The following is a 17,084-nucleotide window of genomic DNA, read 5'->3' on the forward strand; positions in this document are numbered from 1 at the left end:
AACCCGAAGCCGTTTCTCTTGGAGCAAGACAATCTGGAAGAGTTTTCGTAAGTTGAGCAACGGTTCCTGATTGCTTGCCCTGCTTCCCATGTCGCACCAGCCCCTTAAAATTGACATCCACACGCACATTCTGCCGGAACGGTGGCCCGATCTGCGGGAGCGCTACGGCTATGGTGGGTTCATCAGGTTGGAGCACCACAAGCCCTGCTGCGCCCGCATGATGCTGGACGACCGGTTTTTCCGCGAGGTTCAGGAAAACAGCTGGGATCCATCGGCCCGCCTGCGGGAGTGCGACCAACACGGCGTGCACGTGCAGGTATTGAGCACGGTGCCCGTCATGTTCAGTTACTGGGCCAAGCCCGAACACACCTGGGATCTATCCAAAATCCTGAACGACCATATTGCCGGGGTGGTAGCGCGGTACCCCACGCGGTTTGTGGGCCTGGGCACCTTGCCCATGCAGGACACAGAGCTGGCCATCAAAGAACTGGAGCGCTGCATGAAAGAACTGGGACTGGCCGGCGTGCAGATAGGCTCCAACGTGAACGACACCAACCTGGATGATGCCGCCCTGTTCCCCATTTTTGAAGCCGCCGCCCAGTTAGGAGCCGCTATCTTTGTGCACCCCTGGGACATGATGGGCGAAAAGAAGATGCGCAAGTACTGGCTGCCGTGGCTCGTGAGCATGCCCGCCGAGACCTCCCGCGCCATCTGTTCCCTCATCTTCAGCGGAGTTTTGGAACGATTGCCCAACCTGCGATTGGCCTTCGCCCACGGCGGCGGTTCGTTTCCCTTCACCCTGGGCCGCATCCAGCACGGCTTTGACGTGCGCCCCGACCTTTGCGCCGTGGACAACCCCGTTGCGCCCGAAACCTACGTGGGCAAATTCTGGATTGATTCACTGGTGCATTGCCCCAACACCTTAGATTATGTGGTGAAGCAGTTTGGGGCCGATAAAGTGGCGCTAGGCTCAGATTACCCGTTCCCGCTGGGCGAACTGGAGCCGGGCCAACTCATTGAGTCTATGCCGTATACTGACCAGGTAAAAGAACTTCTTCTGGGCGGAGCCGCTTTGCAGTGGCTGGGTTTGGAGAAAGAACGGTTTCTGGTGCAAAAGCTTCAGCAGACAAACCAAAGCTAAGCCTAAATCCCGCTCGCCTCCCGGGCGCGGGTGAGCTACGTGCGGACTCCGGCGGTGTGGATGAAGTTGAACGTGTTAAATAATCTGAATCTTATGAAAACGTATATCAAGTTCATTGTTTCAGTTGCCCTACTGTTTGCTTTTAAGCCTACAAGTTCTTTTGCGCAAATAAACAAAAACGAATTAGCGTTAGGGCTGGGCCTTGCTTCGGGTAATGGATATCCTGTTTACAGGCTTCCAGACAGTGATGGCGGAATATATACGGCAATGCTTTATGCAGAATATGGTCTAAGCAATTTATTTAGCGCGGGGCCCTACTTTCTGTATTCACGTGAAGTGGCTACTTATACCAATGATTATTATCCTGCCTTAAACTCAAAAGATGTCTGTTCTGGGTATGACGTTGGGGTGAGAGGTTCTTTCAATACAGGCTCCTTCCTATTTACACAATCAAACGTACACCTTTACTTTACAGGGTTTTACGGTTATACCTTTAGGTCTGTGGTGTATGATAAAAAAAACATATACCGAGATGACTTCAATACCAAAGTACATGATGCCTATCATGGAGGATTAATTGGGCTATCCTATCATTTACATCCCAAAATTGAATTGTATGGTGAAGCCGGTTTCTCAAAAGAGTTAATACTGGGGGTAGGCTTTCGGTTCTTGGTGAAAAGAAATAATAAGACATCATCAGTTATTTAACTGACGTTAGAGCTTGTTTACATTTGAGGTTTGCTGGCGAAAATGACCAGAGAAAGGTTCTGCGAAAGCGTTTTTTGAGCCGCGTAGCAGCGCTACGGGGCGAGAAAAAGGCGAACGCAGGTTCTTTTTATGGCCGTTTGTAGCGCAAAAATGAAATGTAAACATGCTCTTAGACTCACCTTTCTTTAGACAGGTATCTGGGGCAGATTGGTTTAAACTATTATGCAATTTCAAGATATACCTTGGGTAGTACGAACAGCTCTAGAGCATGTTTACATTTCATCTTTGCGCTGCAAAATGCCATAAAAACGCTTCCGCAGAACCTTTCTCTGGTCATTTTCGCCAGCAAACCTCAAATGTAAACAAGCTTTTAACCTTATCGCTTTCCTAGCTTCTCGCTTTTAAACATCTTGCGTTTAAGGCCTGTTTTTCTAAAAACAGGCCTTAAACGCAAGATTGCATACAGAAGAGTTCCAGTTAAAGTTTTTATGGTGGTCTAACGCCTGTTAGGTAATTTAGCCAACCGTTCATTGTTGATTTTCCTATAACCCGCATGTCTTTTCAAAATACCCTTGCCTTTGCCCAGTCGTTAGATCAGGCAGACCCGCTTCGTTCTTTTAGAGGTCAGTTTTATATTCCGCAGCATAACGGGAAAGATACCGTCTACCTCTGCGGTAATTCTTTGGGTTTGCAGCCTAAGAGCGCCAGGGCCGCCTTGGAAGCGGAGATGGCGAAATGGGCAGAGCTAGGCGTGGAGGGGCACTTTACCGGGGAAAACCAATGGTTTACGTACCACACAGGCTTGGCGGAACCTACGGCCAGAGTAGTGGGGGCCAAGCCCGGGGAAGTGGTGGTGATGAACCAACTCACGGTGAACCTGCACCTCATGCTGGTTTCCTTCTATCGGCCGCAAGGGCAGCGGTATAAAATTCTGACCGAGGCCGGAGCTTTCCCCTCAGACCAGTATGCCCTGGAGAGCCAGGTGAAATTCCATGGATTTAATCCAGATAATGCCATCATTGAGGTAGCGCCGCGCGAGGGGGAGCACATCCTTCGTGCCGAGGACATCATCAGAACCATTCAGGAACACGGGCAAGAGCTGGCGTTGGTGATGATGGGTGGCGTGAACTACTACACGGGGCAGGTCTTTGACATGGCGGCAATCACGCAGGCGGCCCATGCGGTGGGTGCCACCTGTGGGTTTGATCTGGCCCACGCGGCCGGTAATGTGACGTTGCAATTGCATGATTGGGACGTGGACTTTGCCGTGTGGTGTACCTATAAATACATGAACTCGGGCCCGGGCGGAACTTCGGGGGTGTTTGTGCACGAGCGCCACGCGCAGAACCCAGAGTTGCCCCGGCTTGCCGGTTGGTGGGGCCATGACCAGAGCGTGCGGTTCCAGATGAAAAAAGGCTTTATTCCCATGGCGGGGGCCGAAGGATGGCAACTGTCCAACAGCCAGATTCTGCCCATGGCCGTGCACAAAGCCTCATTGGAACTCTTTGACCAGGCGGGCATGGAAAACCTGCGGGCCAAAAGCGAGCAACTGACCGGCTATCTTGAATTCTTACTCAAAGGACTACGGCAGCCCAAAGAAGCTCTGGAGGTGATTACCCCTGAAGAGCCATCGGCCAGAGGCTGCCAACTTTCGCTGCTGGTGCACCAGAACGGGCGGCAATTGTTTGAAACGCTCATGGCCAACGGCTTCATCCTGGACTGGCGCGAACCCAACGTGATACGGGTAGCACCCACCCCGCTGTACAATACCTTTGAAGACGTGTACCGGTTCGGGCTGTTTCTGGTGGCGCATTTCAATCAATAGACCTACCTCCCACAGGTGTTTAAGGCAGCGTTTAGAGGTGTTTTTCAGAAAAACGGCCTTTAAACGCTGCTTCTTTTATAAAATACCAGTAGGTTAAAAGATAGCTTCTGAGAAAGAGTACGTTAGCTGGTTTCTGGCTCTGTTGTTTTTTTCTTCTTTTTCTGAAAATAAGCCGGAAACAGGCGCGTAGTTTCCGTATGAAGTAGGCCATTATACGAAGCTTATGAGCGCCTCCTTCCAGAAACAGCAGCGGCCATGGATATGTACCTGATTTCATTTGTGGTGATAGGAATCGCCGCTTTGGCCATGGCCTGGTTGCCTATCTGGTTTAAGGAGGTGCCTTTCTCCTACACCATGCTCTTTATTGGCGTAGGATTTCTGCTCTATAAATTGCCATTAGGGCTGCCAGAGCCAGATCCGCTGCGCCAGAATGAATTAGCCTTGCACCTGTCAGAACTGTGCGTCATTGTCACGCTCATGGGCACGGGCATCAAAATCAACCGCAGGTTTTCCTTGTATAGTTGGCAGGTACCGTTGCGGCTGGTGAGTTGGACTATGTTGCTCTGCATTGGGGCGCTGGCCTGCATAGCGTGGTGGTGGCTCGGTTTTCCGGTGGCCTCGGCGGTATTGCTGGCCGCGGCCCTGGCGCCCACAGACCCGGTGCTGGCCTCTGATGTGCAGGTGGGGCCACCCAGTGAGGAAGTGGAAGACGCCACCCGCTTCGCCCTCACCGCCGAGGCTGGCCTGAATGACGGCATGGCCTTTCCGTTTACCTGGTTGGCCATCGCTTTAGCCCTGCACGGACTGAACCCCGAAAACTGGTTAGGGCATTGGCTTGCCTATGATTTGCTGTACCGCATTGTGGTAGGCGTAGGAATGGGTTTTCTGCTGGGCAAAGTGTTGGAGTACCTTTTGTTTAAACTCCCTAAGAAGGGGAGTTTCCCCCAGACGCAGGACGGATTTGTGGCCATCTCGGCTACGTTGCTGGTGTACGGGCTTACTGAAATGGTGCACGGCTACGGGTTCGTCGCCGTCTTTGTGACGGGCCTTACCCTCAAACACTACGAAAAGGATGCTGGTTACCACCGAGAAATGCATGATTTCACCGACCAGATTGAGCGGATTCTGGTTGTGATTGTCTTGATTCTGTTGGGCGGAAGCATCAGCCGGGGTTTGTTAGAGGCACTTACCTGGCAGGGGGCGGTGGTGGGCATCGGCTTTCTGTTAATCATACGGCCGCTGGCTGGGTACATTGGTCTTTTGGGTGTTCCGGTGAAAACACGCGAGAAATGGGCCATCAGCTTTTTCGGGATTAGAGGCATTGGATCCATTTTTTACGTCTCCTTTGCTTTGGGCGAGGCCGAGTTCGTGAACCCAGAGGAAATATGGGCCATTGTAGGGTTCACCATTCTGCTTTCCATTTTCATTCACGGCGTCTTGGCCACTCCTGTCATGCGGCACTTAGACAAAGCCCGGAGGCCAGGGGATTTCATTGATCCTGAGCAGGCCGCACAGGAAATGTCAGAAGATGAAAAAAGCGGCACGGCCGAAAACGCTGCATAATACATTGCTATAACTTTGCTTGATGCCGTCCTTAGCAACAGAATTCCGTGCGCAGTCTGCTTCTTTCCAATTAGCCATGCCAGACGCAGAGGTGTATCTGGTGCCTGATTTCATTTCTGAGGAAAAGCAGATGCCGTTACAACAGACATTGGAGAACAACATAGCGTGGCGGCAGGAAAAAATCAGAATGTTCGGCAGGCAGATAGATCAGCCAAGGCTCACCGCCTGGTACGCCGATGCCGGTAAAGCCTACACCTACTCTGGGCTTACCTGGGAGCCGCTGCCCTGGCTCCCCGATTTGTCAGAACTGAGAAGCCAACTGGAAAAACTCACCGGTGCGGCCTTCAACAGCGTTTTGTTGAATCTCTACCGAAACGGACAAGACAGCATGGGCTGGCACGCCGATGATGAGCCGGAACTAGGCCGGAACCCGATTATCGCATCAGTAAGTCTGGGCCAGGAGCGCACGTTCTCATTCCGGCATAAGCAGCAAAAAGACCTGAAACAGCAACTCGTCTTGCCTTCCGGAAGTCTGCTGCTCATGGCTGGCCCCACCCAGCATTTCTGGCACCATCAACTCCCTAAAACCACCAAACCTCTGCAACCCAGAATCAACCTCACGTTTAGGTTTATTGAATGAATGAGAGAATGAGGGGATTTGGAGATGAGGAGATGAGGAGATTTGGAAATTTGAAAATTTGAAAATGAACCTGTTTAGAGTTTTTCATTAACCGCATTTAAAGGAATTTCTCTGGGGCAAGTGCCCGCTTTTACCGTCGTTTTTAGGCTATTTTTATGAAAACAGGCTAAAAACGAGAGGTTTATTTGTACACTGCCGTAAGCGTCCGTCTGTACCCCGTTTTCAGGCTACTTTTATGAAAACAGGCGCAAAATTCTAAACAGCTTCAATGAAAAGATGTTCAGTGGGGAGATTGGAGTTATTTTCTATAGCCGTCTACAGCCCGTATTTACTTCCGTGACTTCCTAGAAGCAGATCCCAAAGCACGGAAGTAAATCCGAGCATAATATCAAAAATCATCTCCACATCTTCTCATCTCCACATCTTCTCATCTCCACATCTTCTCATCTCCACATCTTCTCATCTTCTCATCTCCAAATCTTCTCATCTCCTCATCTCCTCATCTCCAAATCCCAAAATCTCTCATTCAAAAAAGAGCCGTTTGGTACGTGCCTATCATCTTGGCTTCGTGCTCCAGAAGCCATTGTTTTCGCCAGAGGCCCCCGGCATACCCGGTCAGCTGCCCTTGCGCTCCTACCACGCGGTGGCAAGGCACCAGCACCAGCCAGGGGTTGGCTCCGTTGGCCGCGCCCACGGCCCGTACCGCTCCGGCATTGCCCATTCGCTTGGCCAAGCCTAAGTAATGATCAGTGCGGCCCGCCGGAATCTGTTGCAAGGCCTGCCATACCTGTTGCTGAAAAGGAGTGCCTTGGGCGAGCAATGGGATGTTAAAGGTTTGGCGGTTACCGGCAAAATATTCTTCTAGCTGGGTGGCCGCCTGCGTCAGGCAAGGAGGTGAAACAGGGCTGTCCGTTTCTGGGCCGTTTTCCAGAAAAGAAGCCCTAACCAGATGGTTTTCCGTAGAGGTTAGCTGGATAGTGCCAATGGGAGAAGGCACATGGCGCACAAAGAGCAACGGAGGAACAGGCATGGCAAGGCTTTTTCACAAATTTTAACCTAAGTTTACCTCTTCTTTCCGTAGAATGCACTATTTCAGGGCGGTTTCTGCGCCCGCAGATTTTATGTAACGTAAATTGATGGAGAAAACCACCCAACTCAGTGTCATGGGCGGGGGCCTGGTAGGCTGCCTGCTGTCTTTGTACCTGGCCAAACAAGGCTACCGGGTGGATGTCTACGAACGAAGGCCAGACCTGCGCCGCACCGACATTGGCGGCGGCCGCTCCATCAACCTCGCCCTGAGTGACCGGGGCTGGCGCGCGCTGGAAACCATCGGCATAGCCGAGGATATCAAGAAAGTGGCCATTCCTATGTACCGCCGCATCATGCATGACAAGAACGGCAACCTTTCTTTTCAGCCGTACGGGCAGGAAGGACAGGCTATCTATTCTGTTTCGCGGGGTGGGCTGAACCAAGCCTTATTAGACCTGGCCGAGGCCGAGCCTACCATCTCATTGCATTTCCAGCAGCAGGTCATGGAGGTGGAAGTAGCCACCAACAGAGTGACCATGCTGGATAATAGCACCGGCCAGGCGCGCCACATTCAGCCAGACGTGATTTTCGCCGCCGATGGGGCGTATTCTATGGTGCGGCTGTCGTTGCAGAAAACAGACCGGTTCAATTATGAGCAAAGTTACCTGGACTACGGCTACAAAGAACTCACCATTCCGCCTGCGGCCGATGGTAGCTGGCAATTGGAGAAGAACGCGCTGCACATCTGGCCGCGGGGGCAGTACATGATGATTGCGCTGCCCAACGTAGACGGCTCTTTCACCTGTACCCTGTTTTTCCCTTATGAAGGCGAACCCTCGTTTCAGTTTTTGCAGACCGAGGCCCAGGTAAACGCCTTCTTCCAAGAGGTTTTCCCAGATGTGACCGCGCTTATGCCAGACCTGGCGCAGGAGTTCTTTGAAAACCCCATTGGCTCACTGGTGACCATCAAATGCCTGCCCTGGCGGCACAGCGGCAAAATCCTCTTGCTGGGAGATGCGGCCCACGCCATCGTGCCGTTCTACGGCCAAGGCATGAACGCCGGGTTTGAGGACTGCACCGTGTTGCGTGGCCTGCTGGAACAGCACCAAGACGATTGGGAAACGATCTTCCAGACCTTTCAGGACGTACGCAAACCCAATACAGACGCCATCGCAGATTTGGCTGTCTATAACTTTATTGAGATGCGGGACAAAGTGGCTGATCCTCGTTTTTTGCTGCAAAAGAAAATAGAAGCCAAAATCACCGCTCAATACCCAGATTCCTGGCTTCCGCTGTATTCCATGGTCACCTTTTCCCCAGATATTCCGTATGCAGAGGCACTGGCCAACGGGCAGCGGCAAGAAGAGATTATGCGCCAGTTAATGGAATATATTGAGAAAGAAGGAGATTATGACAAACCCCTGGTGCAGCAGTACCTTCAGGCCAAACTGACGTAAGCCAACTTTCGTTTTTAACCCGGTTTTCTAAAAAGACGCTAAAAACACCACCTTTGTAGTAATTTCCTTTACCCAACTACAAACACCTGTCCTGCCGCTTTGCAGAAGGTGAGGTGAACTGATTTTTTTACATGATACTTTCCCGCTTAAAAGATTACTACCTGGCCATAGGCTCCTTTGTGTTGGTGCTGGGGATCACCCTCTATGCCTATTACGTGTCCAAAACCAATGACCAGGTGGAGGATGCCCAGCTGTTTGAAATCAGGAAAGTGCAGATCAAGGCTACCTTGGAACGGCGCATGGGGTATTATCTGCAGATTCTGAAAGGAGTCAACGGCTTGTTTGCCGCGTCAGATACCGTTACCCGGGCAGATTTCCAGAAGTATTTGGGTTCGCTACAGGTAGGCAAAAACTACCCGGGAGTACAGGGCATAGGGTTTGCGGTAATGGCTACCCCAGAACAAGTGCCTTTGTTGGAAGAACGGGTGCGGGCAGAAGGCTTCCCTAATTTCCAAGTGCATCCGGCCGCGCCGCGCACAGAATACTCCGCCATTATCTTCCTTGAGCCCATGACCGCTTCCAACAGGCGGGCGTTTGGGTTTGACATGTTCAATGATCTTACCCGCCGCGAAGCCATGGAGGCCGCCCGTGATTTCAACCTTCCGGCCATGACCGCAAAAGTGAAGCTGGTGCAGGAGGGTGACGCCAACGTGCAACCCGGCCTGCTTATTTACATGCCGGTATACTTTGGCGGAAAAGATCCCGTGGATTTGATGGCGCGCAGAAACCGCTTGAAAGGCTTTGTGTATGCTCCCTTCAGGGCAGCTGACCTTTTTACCAATACCATTGGCAATGACTTCAATGATATCAGTATTTCCATTTATGACGGGAAAGAGGTAAAAGAAGAGGCGCTGCTGTATAGAAACGTGGCTGACATAGGCCTGTCTGAGAGCAGTGATAGTTTATTGCTGTCTACCGATGTCATGCGTATTGCCGGCCGCACCTGGACGTTGCGCTACAAAGCCACCCGGGCCTTTTCAGAAGCCTCGGGCATAGACCAGCATGATCTCATTCTGCTGGGCGGCAGCATTATCAGTTTGCTTATCTTCTTTGTGATCTGGTCTCTGCAACGCTATCTGCGGTCAAACCAGCTCACCGAACTCATTACCAAGAATACCACCGCCGGCCTGTTCATGCTGGACGAACGGGGCTACTGTACCTTCCAGAATCCGGCGGCCAAGCGCTTGCTGGGCTATGACCTGGACCAACTGAAAAGCAAGCCTTTGTATGAGATCGTGCACCAGGGCAAGGAGGCCGGAAACCTGTCGCCTGAATTAGTCTCCCAAAAATCCTTCCTCTTTGAAGACACCTTCCTCTGCCACAATGGTAACCCAATTCCGGTGGCCTGTTCCACGCGTTTTGTAAAGCAGGGTGGCGCGGTGGTTGGGCATATTCTGGAGGTGCGCGACGTGACCGAAGAGAGAAAAGCCCAACAGGCCCTCATAGAAAGCGAGGCCCGCTTCCGGAACATGGCAGACAGTGCCCCGGTATTGATCTGGATCACCGATGAGAAGAATAACTGCACGTACGTAAACCGGCAGTGGCTTAAGTTTACGGGCTCTAAATTTGAGGACAATGCGGAAAAAGGATGGCTGCAGTTCATTCACCCCGACGACACAAAACAAATGGCCCAATCTTACCTACAGGCGGCCGAAGCCAGGAATGAGTTCAAAGTAGAATACCGCCTGCGCCGCCGCGACGGGGAATACCGCGGCGTGGTCACCATGGGGATTCCCCGGTTCAGTACCGAGGGGGGCGAGTTCCTGGGTTACATCGGGTCGGCGATTGACATCAGCGACCGGATCAAGATGGAGCAGAAGCTGAAGCAAATAGCAGATACGCTGCAGTATATCTTTATGCAGGTACCGGCCATTGTGGGGCTGGTGCGGGCAAAAGATTTCAGGTACACGTTGGTTAACTCGTATCTAAGCAAGTTGTACGAAGGCAGAGCGGCGGTAGGCGTAAACGCCGTTGAGACTTTGCCAGAGGAACGGCGCGAGCGGTTCAAGGCAATCATGCAGCGAATCAGAGACACCGGTGAGCCGTACGTGGGGCAGGAAGTAGCCATTCCCTTTGAAACCGCCGAAGGCCAGCAGACACTACGCCATTTCAACATTGTCTACGAGCCCATCAAAAACAGCAACGGGCAAGTGGAGTCTATCCTCACCTTTGCCGTAGAAGTGACAGAGCAGGTGAAAAGCCGCGAGCAACTCTCCGCCATCAATGATGAGCTGAACCAGAAAAACCAGGAGCTTACCCGCATCAACAATGACCTGGACAACTTCGTGTACACCGCTTCCCATGATTTGCGCTCTCCGCTGGCCAACCTGGAAGGCCTTACTTCGGCCTTGCTGGAAACGGTAGAGGGGAAAGAAGGCAGTGAGGAACAGCTATTGCTGCAAATGGTGGCCTCTTCCATTGCTAAACTCAAAGGCACCATCCATGACCTTACAGAGATCAGCAAAGTGCAGAAAGACCTAGACTCCCAGGCCGAGGTGCTTTCCTTTGCCGAGGTGCTGGCCGGGGTAGAGGACGACATTGCTCCTTTGATACAGGAGGCCGGCGTTCAGTTGAAAACCACCTTTGAGGTAAAGCAACTGCAATACGCGCGCAAAAACCTGCGCAGCATTCTCTACAACCTGGTTTCCAACGCCGTTAAGTACCGAGACCCTTCCCGGGAACTGACGGTGGCCATCAATACCTATCGGCAAGAAAATCACGTCGTGCTTACCGTAGAGGACAACGGCCTGGGCATTCGCGAAGACCAACAGCAGAAGCTGTTCACCATGTTCCGGCGGTTCCACTCGCACGTAGAGGGTACCGGCATTGGACTGTACATTGTCAAACGCATCATCGAGAACAACGGCGGCCGCATTGACGTGTGCAGTGAGCCCGGCCGGGGCACCAAATTCATGGTCTACTTCAAAGAGATGTCTCTTCAAAAGGATAGCTGATTTAAGCCTGATTTCTGAAAAACAGGCTTAAATCAGCTTGCTAAAAGGCAACCGAAATGCAGGAGAGGCCAGTTAACCCAGCAGCGGGAGCAGCACATCAGGGTCAATCTTCTCCAGCATCTGCTCTACCTGCTGGCGGGTGAAGCGGCCGTTTACCTGAAGCATCAGAAAAGAGTTGCCGTGCTTGCGGTAGCCCACAATTTCCTGTACCTGCTCATTAGACTGCCTTATCCGGAACTGCAAGGCGCCGGGTGCCTCGTCTAACAGCGGTATGGCCGCATAATTGTCTTTCTGCAACACTTGGTCTAACTCCTGGGTAAGGCTTCGTTCCAGCAGCCGCTGGGCTTTGTTGGTGGTGGGGGTGAAGGTAAGAACCCGCACCGAAGTAATGTTAGCCAACGCCGCCCGAAGAGTGGTGTCAGTGGTTTCCTTCGCTAAATACCGGGAGACAAGCCCTACCGGAACTGTGGTTCCCTTAAAGCCTGCCTCATTTTTGTACTTCTGGTAAAACTCGGTTGTTGACTGGGCGGCAGGCAAATTATTGGTGCTGCTGCAAGCCTGCATAATGCACAGCAAGACAGCCGCCAAAAACGGCGAAAGCTGACGAAAGGCCGGTTTCTGAGATCTATTAACGACTGGAGTAAGCATAGCAAATGATGTTTTTTACCTCTTCTACGGAAAAGAGGGCGAAAACGCTTGCCGCACAAAAAACAGAAAGGGCCTTTACTTGAGAGACTCCCTTCGGGCTTAGCCCGCACTATTACACTTCCTCGGTGCTTTGGGGCTGTCTGTGGTAGATATCGGGGGTGTGGAGTTGCATAAACCGTTCTGGATGAGGCAGCGGCTCAAACCCGAACTGGGTGTACAGGCTATGCGCGTCTTCGGTGGCTAACATCCACCGGCGGAGCCCCTGCAACTCGGGATGGCTTCTAAACGCTTGCAACATCCATTTAGACAGGCCCTTGCCTCGGTAGTCTTCCAGCACAAATACATCGCATAAATAGGCGAACGTGGCATAGTCGGTGATCAGACGGGCGAAGGCCACCTGCTTTCCTTCAGCATAGATGCCTAGGCACAAAGAATGCTCAATGGCCTTTTTGACCACTTGCTTAGGAATACCCCTTGACCAATACACCTCACGTAAGAAGCCGTGTATCACTTCTAATTGCAGCAGGTCTTTGTCAAAGCTTAACAGATAACCGTCTTTGTTTACTTGTGGGGCGGGAGTGGAGAAGTGCATGCGGGGAGGTATTTATTGACTCCAATATCACCATTGAGGTTTTAAAACAAAAGAATAAGATAGAATAGTTATATGCAATTCTTCAAAAGCAGGTTATGCCAGCCTTCCAGTTCATGGTCAACCTCTGAAAACCTGGTAAGAGAACCGGCCAGACAGGTTGTTGAGGAGAGCGTTTTAGGCCTCTTTTTCTGTAAACGGCTTAAAAACACCGGTGCCTCTTGGGCAGTTCTCTTAATTAAAGTAATGATGTCGCTCGCTTGCGGTACGCGAGCGAGTGTCCCCCTTTAGTTGATGATTACTTTTCCAGAACTGCCCTCTCTTCTGGATGTGGAGCAGAATTGGAACGTCTGTAAACAGCAAGAGCCCGCCAAAGCGGACTCTTGCTGTTTACAAGGATTGAAAGATAGAATATAGTATAGAACGTAGATAGTAGTTTGTATAGTGGTTGGCTTATTTATTAGAGACCATTTTTTTATCTGCTTCTTTTTCTTTGGCGGCCATTTTCTGGGCCGCTTCTTTTTCCTTTAAGGCCTGGGCACGTTCCTGCGCGGCTAATTTTTTAGCGGCCTCTTTTTCCTTCAGGGCTATCTTAGCCTCACGCTCTTTTTCTTTGGCGGCCATGGCTTTCTCCTTCAAAGCGTCTTTTCTCTGCTGCTCTTTTAACTTTAGGGCCTCTTCTCTTTCTTTTAGAGCAATTCTTTTAGCTTCTTCTCTCTGAAAATACGCTTCATCCAGCGCATCATATTTAGCATCTATCAGGGCTTCGCGGGCTATTTGTTTATGTTTGGCTAGCTCTTTCCGCTCCTTGGCTTTTTGCTTTGCCAGTTCTTCCCGCTCTTTTTGCTTTGCCTTCAGCTCGACAGCACGTTCTCTCTCTCTTTGCTTGGTTGTTTGCGCGTACGTGGAGCCTATTGCCAAGGCAAGCACAAATAGCAGAAGGGTAAGTCTTTTTAGCATAGCATTAGTTGTTTGTAATTGTATAAAGAGCTAGTGTCAGCACAAATGACAATACAATATTTGATAGATACAAATAATTATTCTAAAAAATGCATATTTAATTAATGAATATAACTTAGCTAAGTATCTGTTGATTGATGGCAAAAGCACGGGAAAAGAGGGTAATCCAAGAATAAACATGAATGTAGCCCTGGGTTTCTGTTTGGCATATAAGACGCAGAAGAAGTCTGTTTTGCTAGAAACTTCACTCCAGAAGTGTTTCCCACAAATATGCCGCTACAAGTGCGGCCAAAAAAACGGGCCTGTTGTTTCAATACAACAGGCCCGTTTCAAACATAGGCAATGAAACCCTTATAGCTTAGAACTCTGCACTCTTAGGGAAGCGCGGGAAAGGAATCACGTCTCTGATGTTGCCCATACCGGTCACGAACAGCAGCAACCGTTCAAAACCCAGTCCGAAGCCGCTGTGCGGAACGGTGCCGAAGCGACGGGTGTCAAGGAACCACCACAATTCTTTTTCGGGTACGCCCATCTCCTGCATGCGGGTCACCAGTTTCTCGTAATTTTCCTCGCGCTGGCTACCACCAATGATTTCGCCAATGCCGGGGAACAGCACGTCCATGGCGCGCACGGTTTTTCCGTCTTCGTTGAGCTTCATGTAGAAACTCTTGATGTCTTTGGGGTAGTTGGTGAGAATAACCGGCTTTTTGAAATGTTTCTCTACCAGGTAGCGCTCGTGCTCACTCTGTAAATCGGTGCCCCAGTCTACTTTGTATTCAAATTTCTGCTTGGCGGTTTTCAGAATCTCCACGGCCTCGGTGTAGGTCAGGCGCTGGAAGTCGTTTTCCACCACAAAGTTCAGGCGACCGAGCAGTTCCTTGTCGTACATGTCATTCAGGAACTGAAGGTCATCGGCGCAGTGGTCCAAGGCATAGCGCACTAGGTATTTCAGGAAGTCCTCGGCCAAGTCCATGTTGTCTTCCAGCTCATAGAACGCCATTTCGGGCTCAATCATCCAGAACTCGGCTAAGTGACGGCTGGTGTTGGAGTTTTCGGCCCTAAAGGTGGGCCCGAAGGTGTAAATCTCAGACAAAGCCATGGCCAGCACCTCACCTTCCAACTGGCCGGAAACAGTGAGGTTGGAAGAACGCCCGAAGAAGTCCTCAGAGAAATCTACTTCACCGTTCTCGGTACGCGGCGGGTTCACGGGGTCTAAGGTAGTGACCCGGAACATCTCACCGGCTCCCTCGGCGTCAGACGCGGTAATCACCGGGGTGTGCACGTAGAAGAAGCCTTTCTCATTGAAATAGTGATGCACCGCAAACGCCATGGCGTGCCGTACGCGCAATACCGCGCCAAACGTGTTGGTACGCGGCCGCAGGTGGGCAATCTCCCGCAGGAACTCCAGCGAGTGGCCTTTTTTCTGCAAAGGGTACGTCTCTGGGTCTGCTACGCCCAATACCTCAATGGTGCGGGCCTGAATCTCAACGGTCTGGCCTTTGCCCTGGCTTTCTACCAGCGTACCCAGCACAGAAACGCTGGCGCCGGTGGTCACTTCCCGCAGGGCCTCGTCGGTGAACAAGGTCATATCGGCTACCACTTGTATGTTATGAATAGTAGAGCCGTCATTCACGGCAATGAACGTCACAAATTTGTTTCCGCGCTTGGTGCGCACCCAACCTTTTACCAACACCTCCTGTCCGCTGGCGGGCGTCTGGAGCAGGGCATTTACTTTGGTTCTTTTCATGTTCTTTCTCGTATCAAGTAGCACGTATCAGGTATCAAGTAGCAGGTATTCAATTGGTGCAAAAGTAGGTATCCAATCGCAAAAAATCTTAACTGAAAGAAGCGTCTTGCTACGTGATACCTGCTACTTGATACCTTGCGCCATTGGCGCGTGCCAAAATTAACCTTTTTTGCAAACCAGCAGTAAAAAACCATAACTTTGGGCGAGGCCGCACCTGTGTGACCAGTGCCGTTGACTTATGCAGAGACTTGATTTAAAACAGCTTTTATCCCAGAAATTATCGCCGCAGCAGATACAGTTCATCAAATTGCTGCAGGTGCCAACCGCTGAGCTGGAGGCCCGCATCAAAGAAGAACTGGAGGTGAACCCCGCGCTGGAAGAAGGGGATGCCGCTGACGAGCCTTCTACGGATAATGACGATTCTAACAGTGATGCCGATGAAGATTTCGACAACACCGAGGACGATTTTGCCGAAGAGGAAGCGCGCCGCGACGATGACGAGGTAGATTTAGGGGATTATATCAACGATGATGAGATAGCCGGTTACAAGATGCAGGGCGACGGGCCGGGCGAAGAGGAAGACCGCGAAATGCCCATCGCGTTCACCGGTTCCCTCACTGATGCGCTCATGGATCAATTGGGTTTCCTGAACCTGAACCCCAAACAAATGGCCATTGGCGAGCAGTTGATTGGCTCTATTGACCAGGACGGCTACATCAGACGCGAACTGCAGGCGATCTCCAACGACTTGGCTTTCTCCCAGAACATAGAGGCCAGCGAGCAAGAGATTGAAGACGTGCTGCGCCGAATCCAGGCGTTTGACCCGCCCGGCATTGCCGCCCGAGACTTGCAGGAATGCCTTTTACTGCAATTAGAGCGCCGCGACCCAGACGAAATCACCGAGGTGGCCGAGCAAATCATCCATGACTGTTTTGACGAGTTCACCAAGAAGCACTACGCCAAGATTCAGCAGAAACTGGAGTTGGAAGACTATGAGCTGAAAGCCGCCATTGACTTAATCCTGAAGCTGAACCCCAAGCCCGGCGGAACCGGCGGAGCCACGCGGGTGCAGTACGTGATCCCAGATTTCATCATCACCAACGAAGACGGCCAACTGCAACTTTCGCTCAACGCCCGTAACGCGCCAGACCTGCGCATCTCCCGCTCCTACGCCGACATGTTTGAGGCCTATGACAAAGGCTCCAAGAAAGACAAGAAGCTGAAGGAGACGGTTACCTTTGTAAAGCAGAAACTAGACGCCGCCAAATGGTTCATTGACGCCATCAAGCAGCGCCAGAATACATTGCTCCGCACCATGGAAGCCCTGCTGCGCCGCCAGTATGATTATTTTCTGGACGGCGATGAAAGCAAGCTGAAGCCCATGATCCTGAAAGACATTGCCGAAGACATTGGCATGGACATTTCTACCGTGAGCCGCGTGGCCAACAGCAAAAGCGTGCAGACCGAGTTCGGGATTATTCCCTTAAAGTTCTTCTTCTCAGAAGGCATTGCCACCGATGCCGGCGAAGACGCCAGCAGCCGCGAGGTAAAATCCATCCTGAAAGACATCATTGAAGCCGAAAACAAGCGCAAGCCCCTGTCTGACGATAAAATTGAGAAGATGCTCAACGAGAAAGGCTACAACATCGCCCGCCGCACCGTAGCCAAGTACCGCGAGCAACTGAACATCCCCGTAGCCCGCCTGCGCAAAGAACTGTAACCCGCGGAGGAGGGCAATTAGAATTAAGAATTAGGGATTTTTT

13 protein-coding genes are annotated in these 17,084 nt (G+C 51.4%); 8 read left to right on the forward strand and 5 right to left on the reverse strand.

Translation table 11 applies throughout. The annotated features are described in order from the left end of the window. Nucleotides 1-88: 88 nt before the first annotated feature. The 5 genes from HHO50_RS05860 (at nt 89) to HHO50_RS05880 (ending at nt 5,877) form a co-directional block, all read left to right on the forward strand. Nucleotides 89-1,141 (forward strand): amidohydrolase family protein, encoded by a 1,053-nt coding sequence (locus tag HHO50_RS05860; protein ID WP_181305058.1) that lies wholly within the window; start codon nt 89-91, stop codon nt 1,139-1,141. A gap of 93 nt (nt 1,142-1,234) precedes the next feature. Beyond that, nucleotides 1,235-1,849 carry a hypothetical protein gene (locus tag HHO50_RS05865; protein ID WP_181305059.1) on the forward strand — a complete coding sequence of 205 codons (615 nt, stop codon included), beginning with the start codon at nt 1,235-1,237 and terminating at the stop codon, nt 1,847-1,849. Nucleotides 1,850-2,402: 553 nt separating this feature from the next. Next, on the forward strand, nt 2,403-3,674 hold the full coding sequence (gene kynU, locus HHO50_RS05870) for a kynureninase (protein WP_181305060.1): 1,272 nt from the start codon (nt 2,403-2,405) through the stop codon (nt 3,672-3,674). Nucleotides 3,675-3,929: 255 nt separating this feature from the next. Further along, the gene (locus HHO50_RS05875; RefSeq protein ID WP_181305061.1) at nt 3,930-5,237 is read left to right on the forward strand and encodes a sodium:proton antiporter; all 1,308 of its coding nucleotides are present in this window, start codon (nt 3,930-3,932) and stop codon (nt 5,235-5,237) included. Between the two features lie 22 nt (nt 5,238-5,259). Then, a complete protein-coding gene (locus tag HHO50_RS05880; RefSeq protein ID WP_181305062.1) occupies nt 5,260-5,877 on the forward strand; it encodes an alpha-ketoglutarate-dependent dioxygenase AlkB in 618 nt (205 codons plus the stop codon). Nucleotides 5,878-6,403: 526 nt separating this feature from the next. Here the strand turns inward: HHO50_RS05880 and HHO50_RS05885 are convergent. Further along, a complete protein-coding gene (locus HHO50_RS05885; protein ID WP_181305063.1) occupies nt 6,404-6,907 on the reverse strand; it encodes a methylated-DNA--[protein]-cysteine S-methyltransferase in 504 nt (167 codons plus the stop codon). Nucleotides 6,908-7,013: 106 nt separating this feature from the next. Here HHO50_RS05885 and HHO50_RS05890 point away from each other — a divergent pair, with 106 nt between their 5' ends. Continuing rightward, complete coding sequence (locus HHO50_RS05890) at nt 7,014-8,363, forward strand: NAD(P)/FAD-dependent oxidoreductase (RefSeq protein ID WP_181305064.1); 1,350 nt, start codon at nt 7,014-7,016, stop codon at nt 8,361-8,363. Nucleotides 8,364-8,494: 131 nt separating this feature from the next. Next, nucleotides 8,495-11,377 (forward strand): CHASE domain-containing protein, encoded by a 2,883-nt coding sequence (locus HHO50_RS05895; RefSeq protein ID WP_181305065.1) that lies wholly within the window; start codon nt 8,495-8,497, stop codon nt 11,375-11,377. A 72-nt stretch (nt 11,378-11,449) separates the two neighbouring features. Here the strand turns inward: HHO50_RS05895 and HHO50_RS05900 are convergent, their stop codons facing one another. The 4 genes from HHO50_RS05900 to asnS all read right to left on the reverse strand — a co-directional run bounded on the left by HHO50_RS05900 (nt 11,450) and on the right by asnS (nt 15,321). Beyond that, the gene (locus HHO50_RS05900) at nt 11,450-12,025 is read right to left on the reverse strand and encodes a DUF4252 domain-containing protein (RefSeq protein WP_181305066.1); all 576 of its coding nucleotides are present in this window, start codon (nt 12,023-12,025) and stop codon (nt 11,450-11,452) included. Nucleotides 12,026-12,137: 112 nt separating this feature from the next. Continuing rightward, nucleotides 12,138-12,617: a GNAT family N-acetyltransferase gene (locus tag HHO50_RS05905; protein WP_181305067.1), complete on the reverse strand. Its 480-nt coding sequence runs from the start codon at nt 12,615-12,617 to the stop codon at nt 12,138-12,140. Between the two features lie 450 nt (nt 12,618-13,067). Next, nucleotides 13,068-13,544, reverse strand: coding sequence for a hypothetical protein (locus HHO50_RS05910; RefSeq protein WP_181305068.1), 477 nt, complete (start codon nt 13,542-13,544; stop codon nt 13,068-13,070). Between the two features lie 388 nt (nt 13,545-13,932). Continuing rightward, nucleotides 13,933-15,321 (reverse strand): asparagine--tRNA ligase, encoded by a 1,389-nt coding sequence (gene asnS / locus HHO50_RS05915; protein ID WP_181305069.1) that lies wholly within the window; start codon nt 15,319-15,321, stop codon nt 13,933-13,935. A 238-nt stretch (nt 15,322-15,559) separates the two neighbouring features. On the opposite strand from asnS, the gene rpoN reads away from it, so the two are divergent. After that, nucleotides 15,560-17,041 carry an RNA polymerase factor sigma-54 gene (gene rpoN / locus HHO50_RS05920; protein ID WP_181305070.1) on the forward strand — a complete coding sequence of 494 codons (1,482 nt, stop codon included), beginning with the start codon at nt 15,560-15,562 and terminating at the stop codon, nt 17,039-17,041. Nucleotides 17,042-17,084 lie beyond the last annotated feature (43 nt).

Origin of the sequence: Rufibacter sp. XAAS-G3-1, from assembly GCF_013623775.1 — a bacterium.
Lineage (GTDB): Bacteria > Bacteroidota > Bacteroidia > Cytophagales > Hymenobacteraceae > Nibribacter.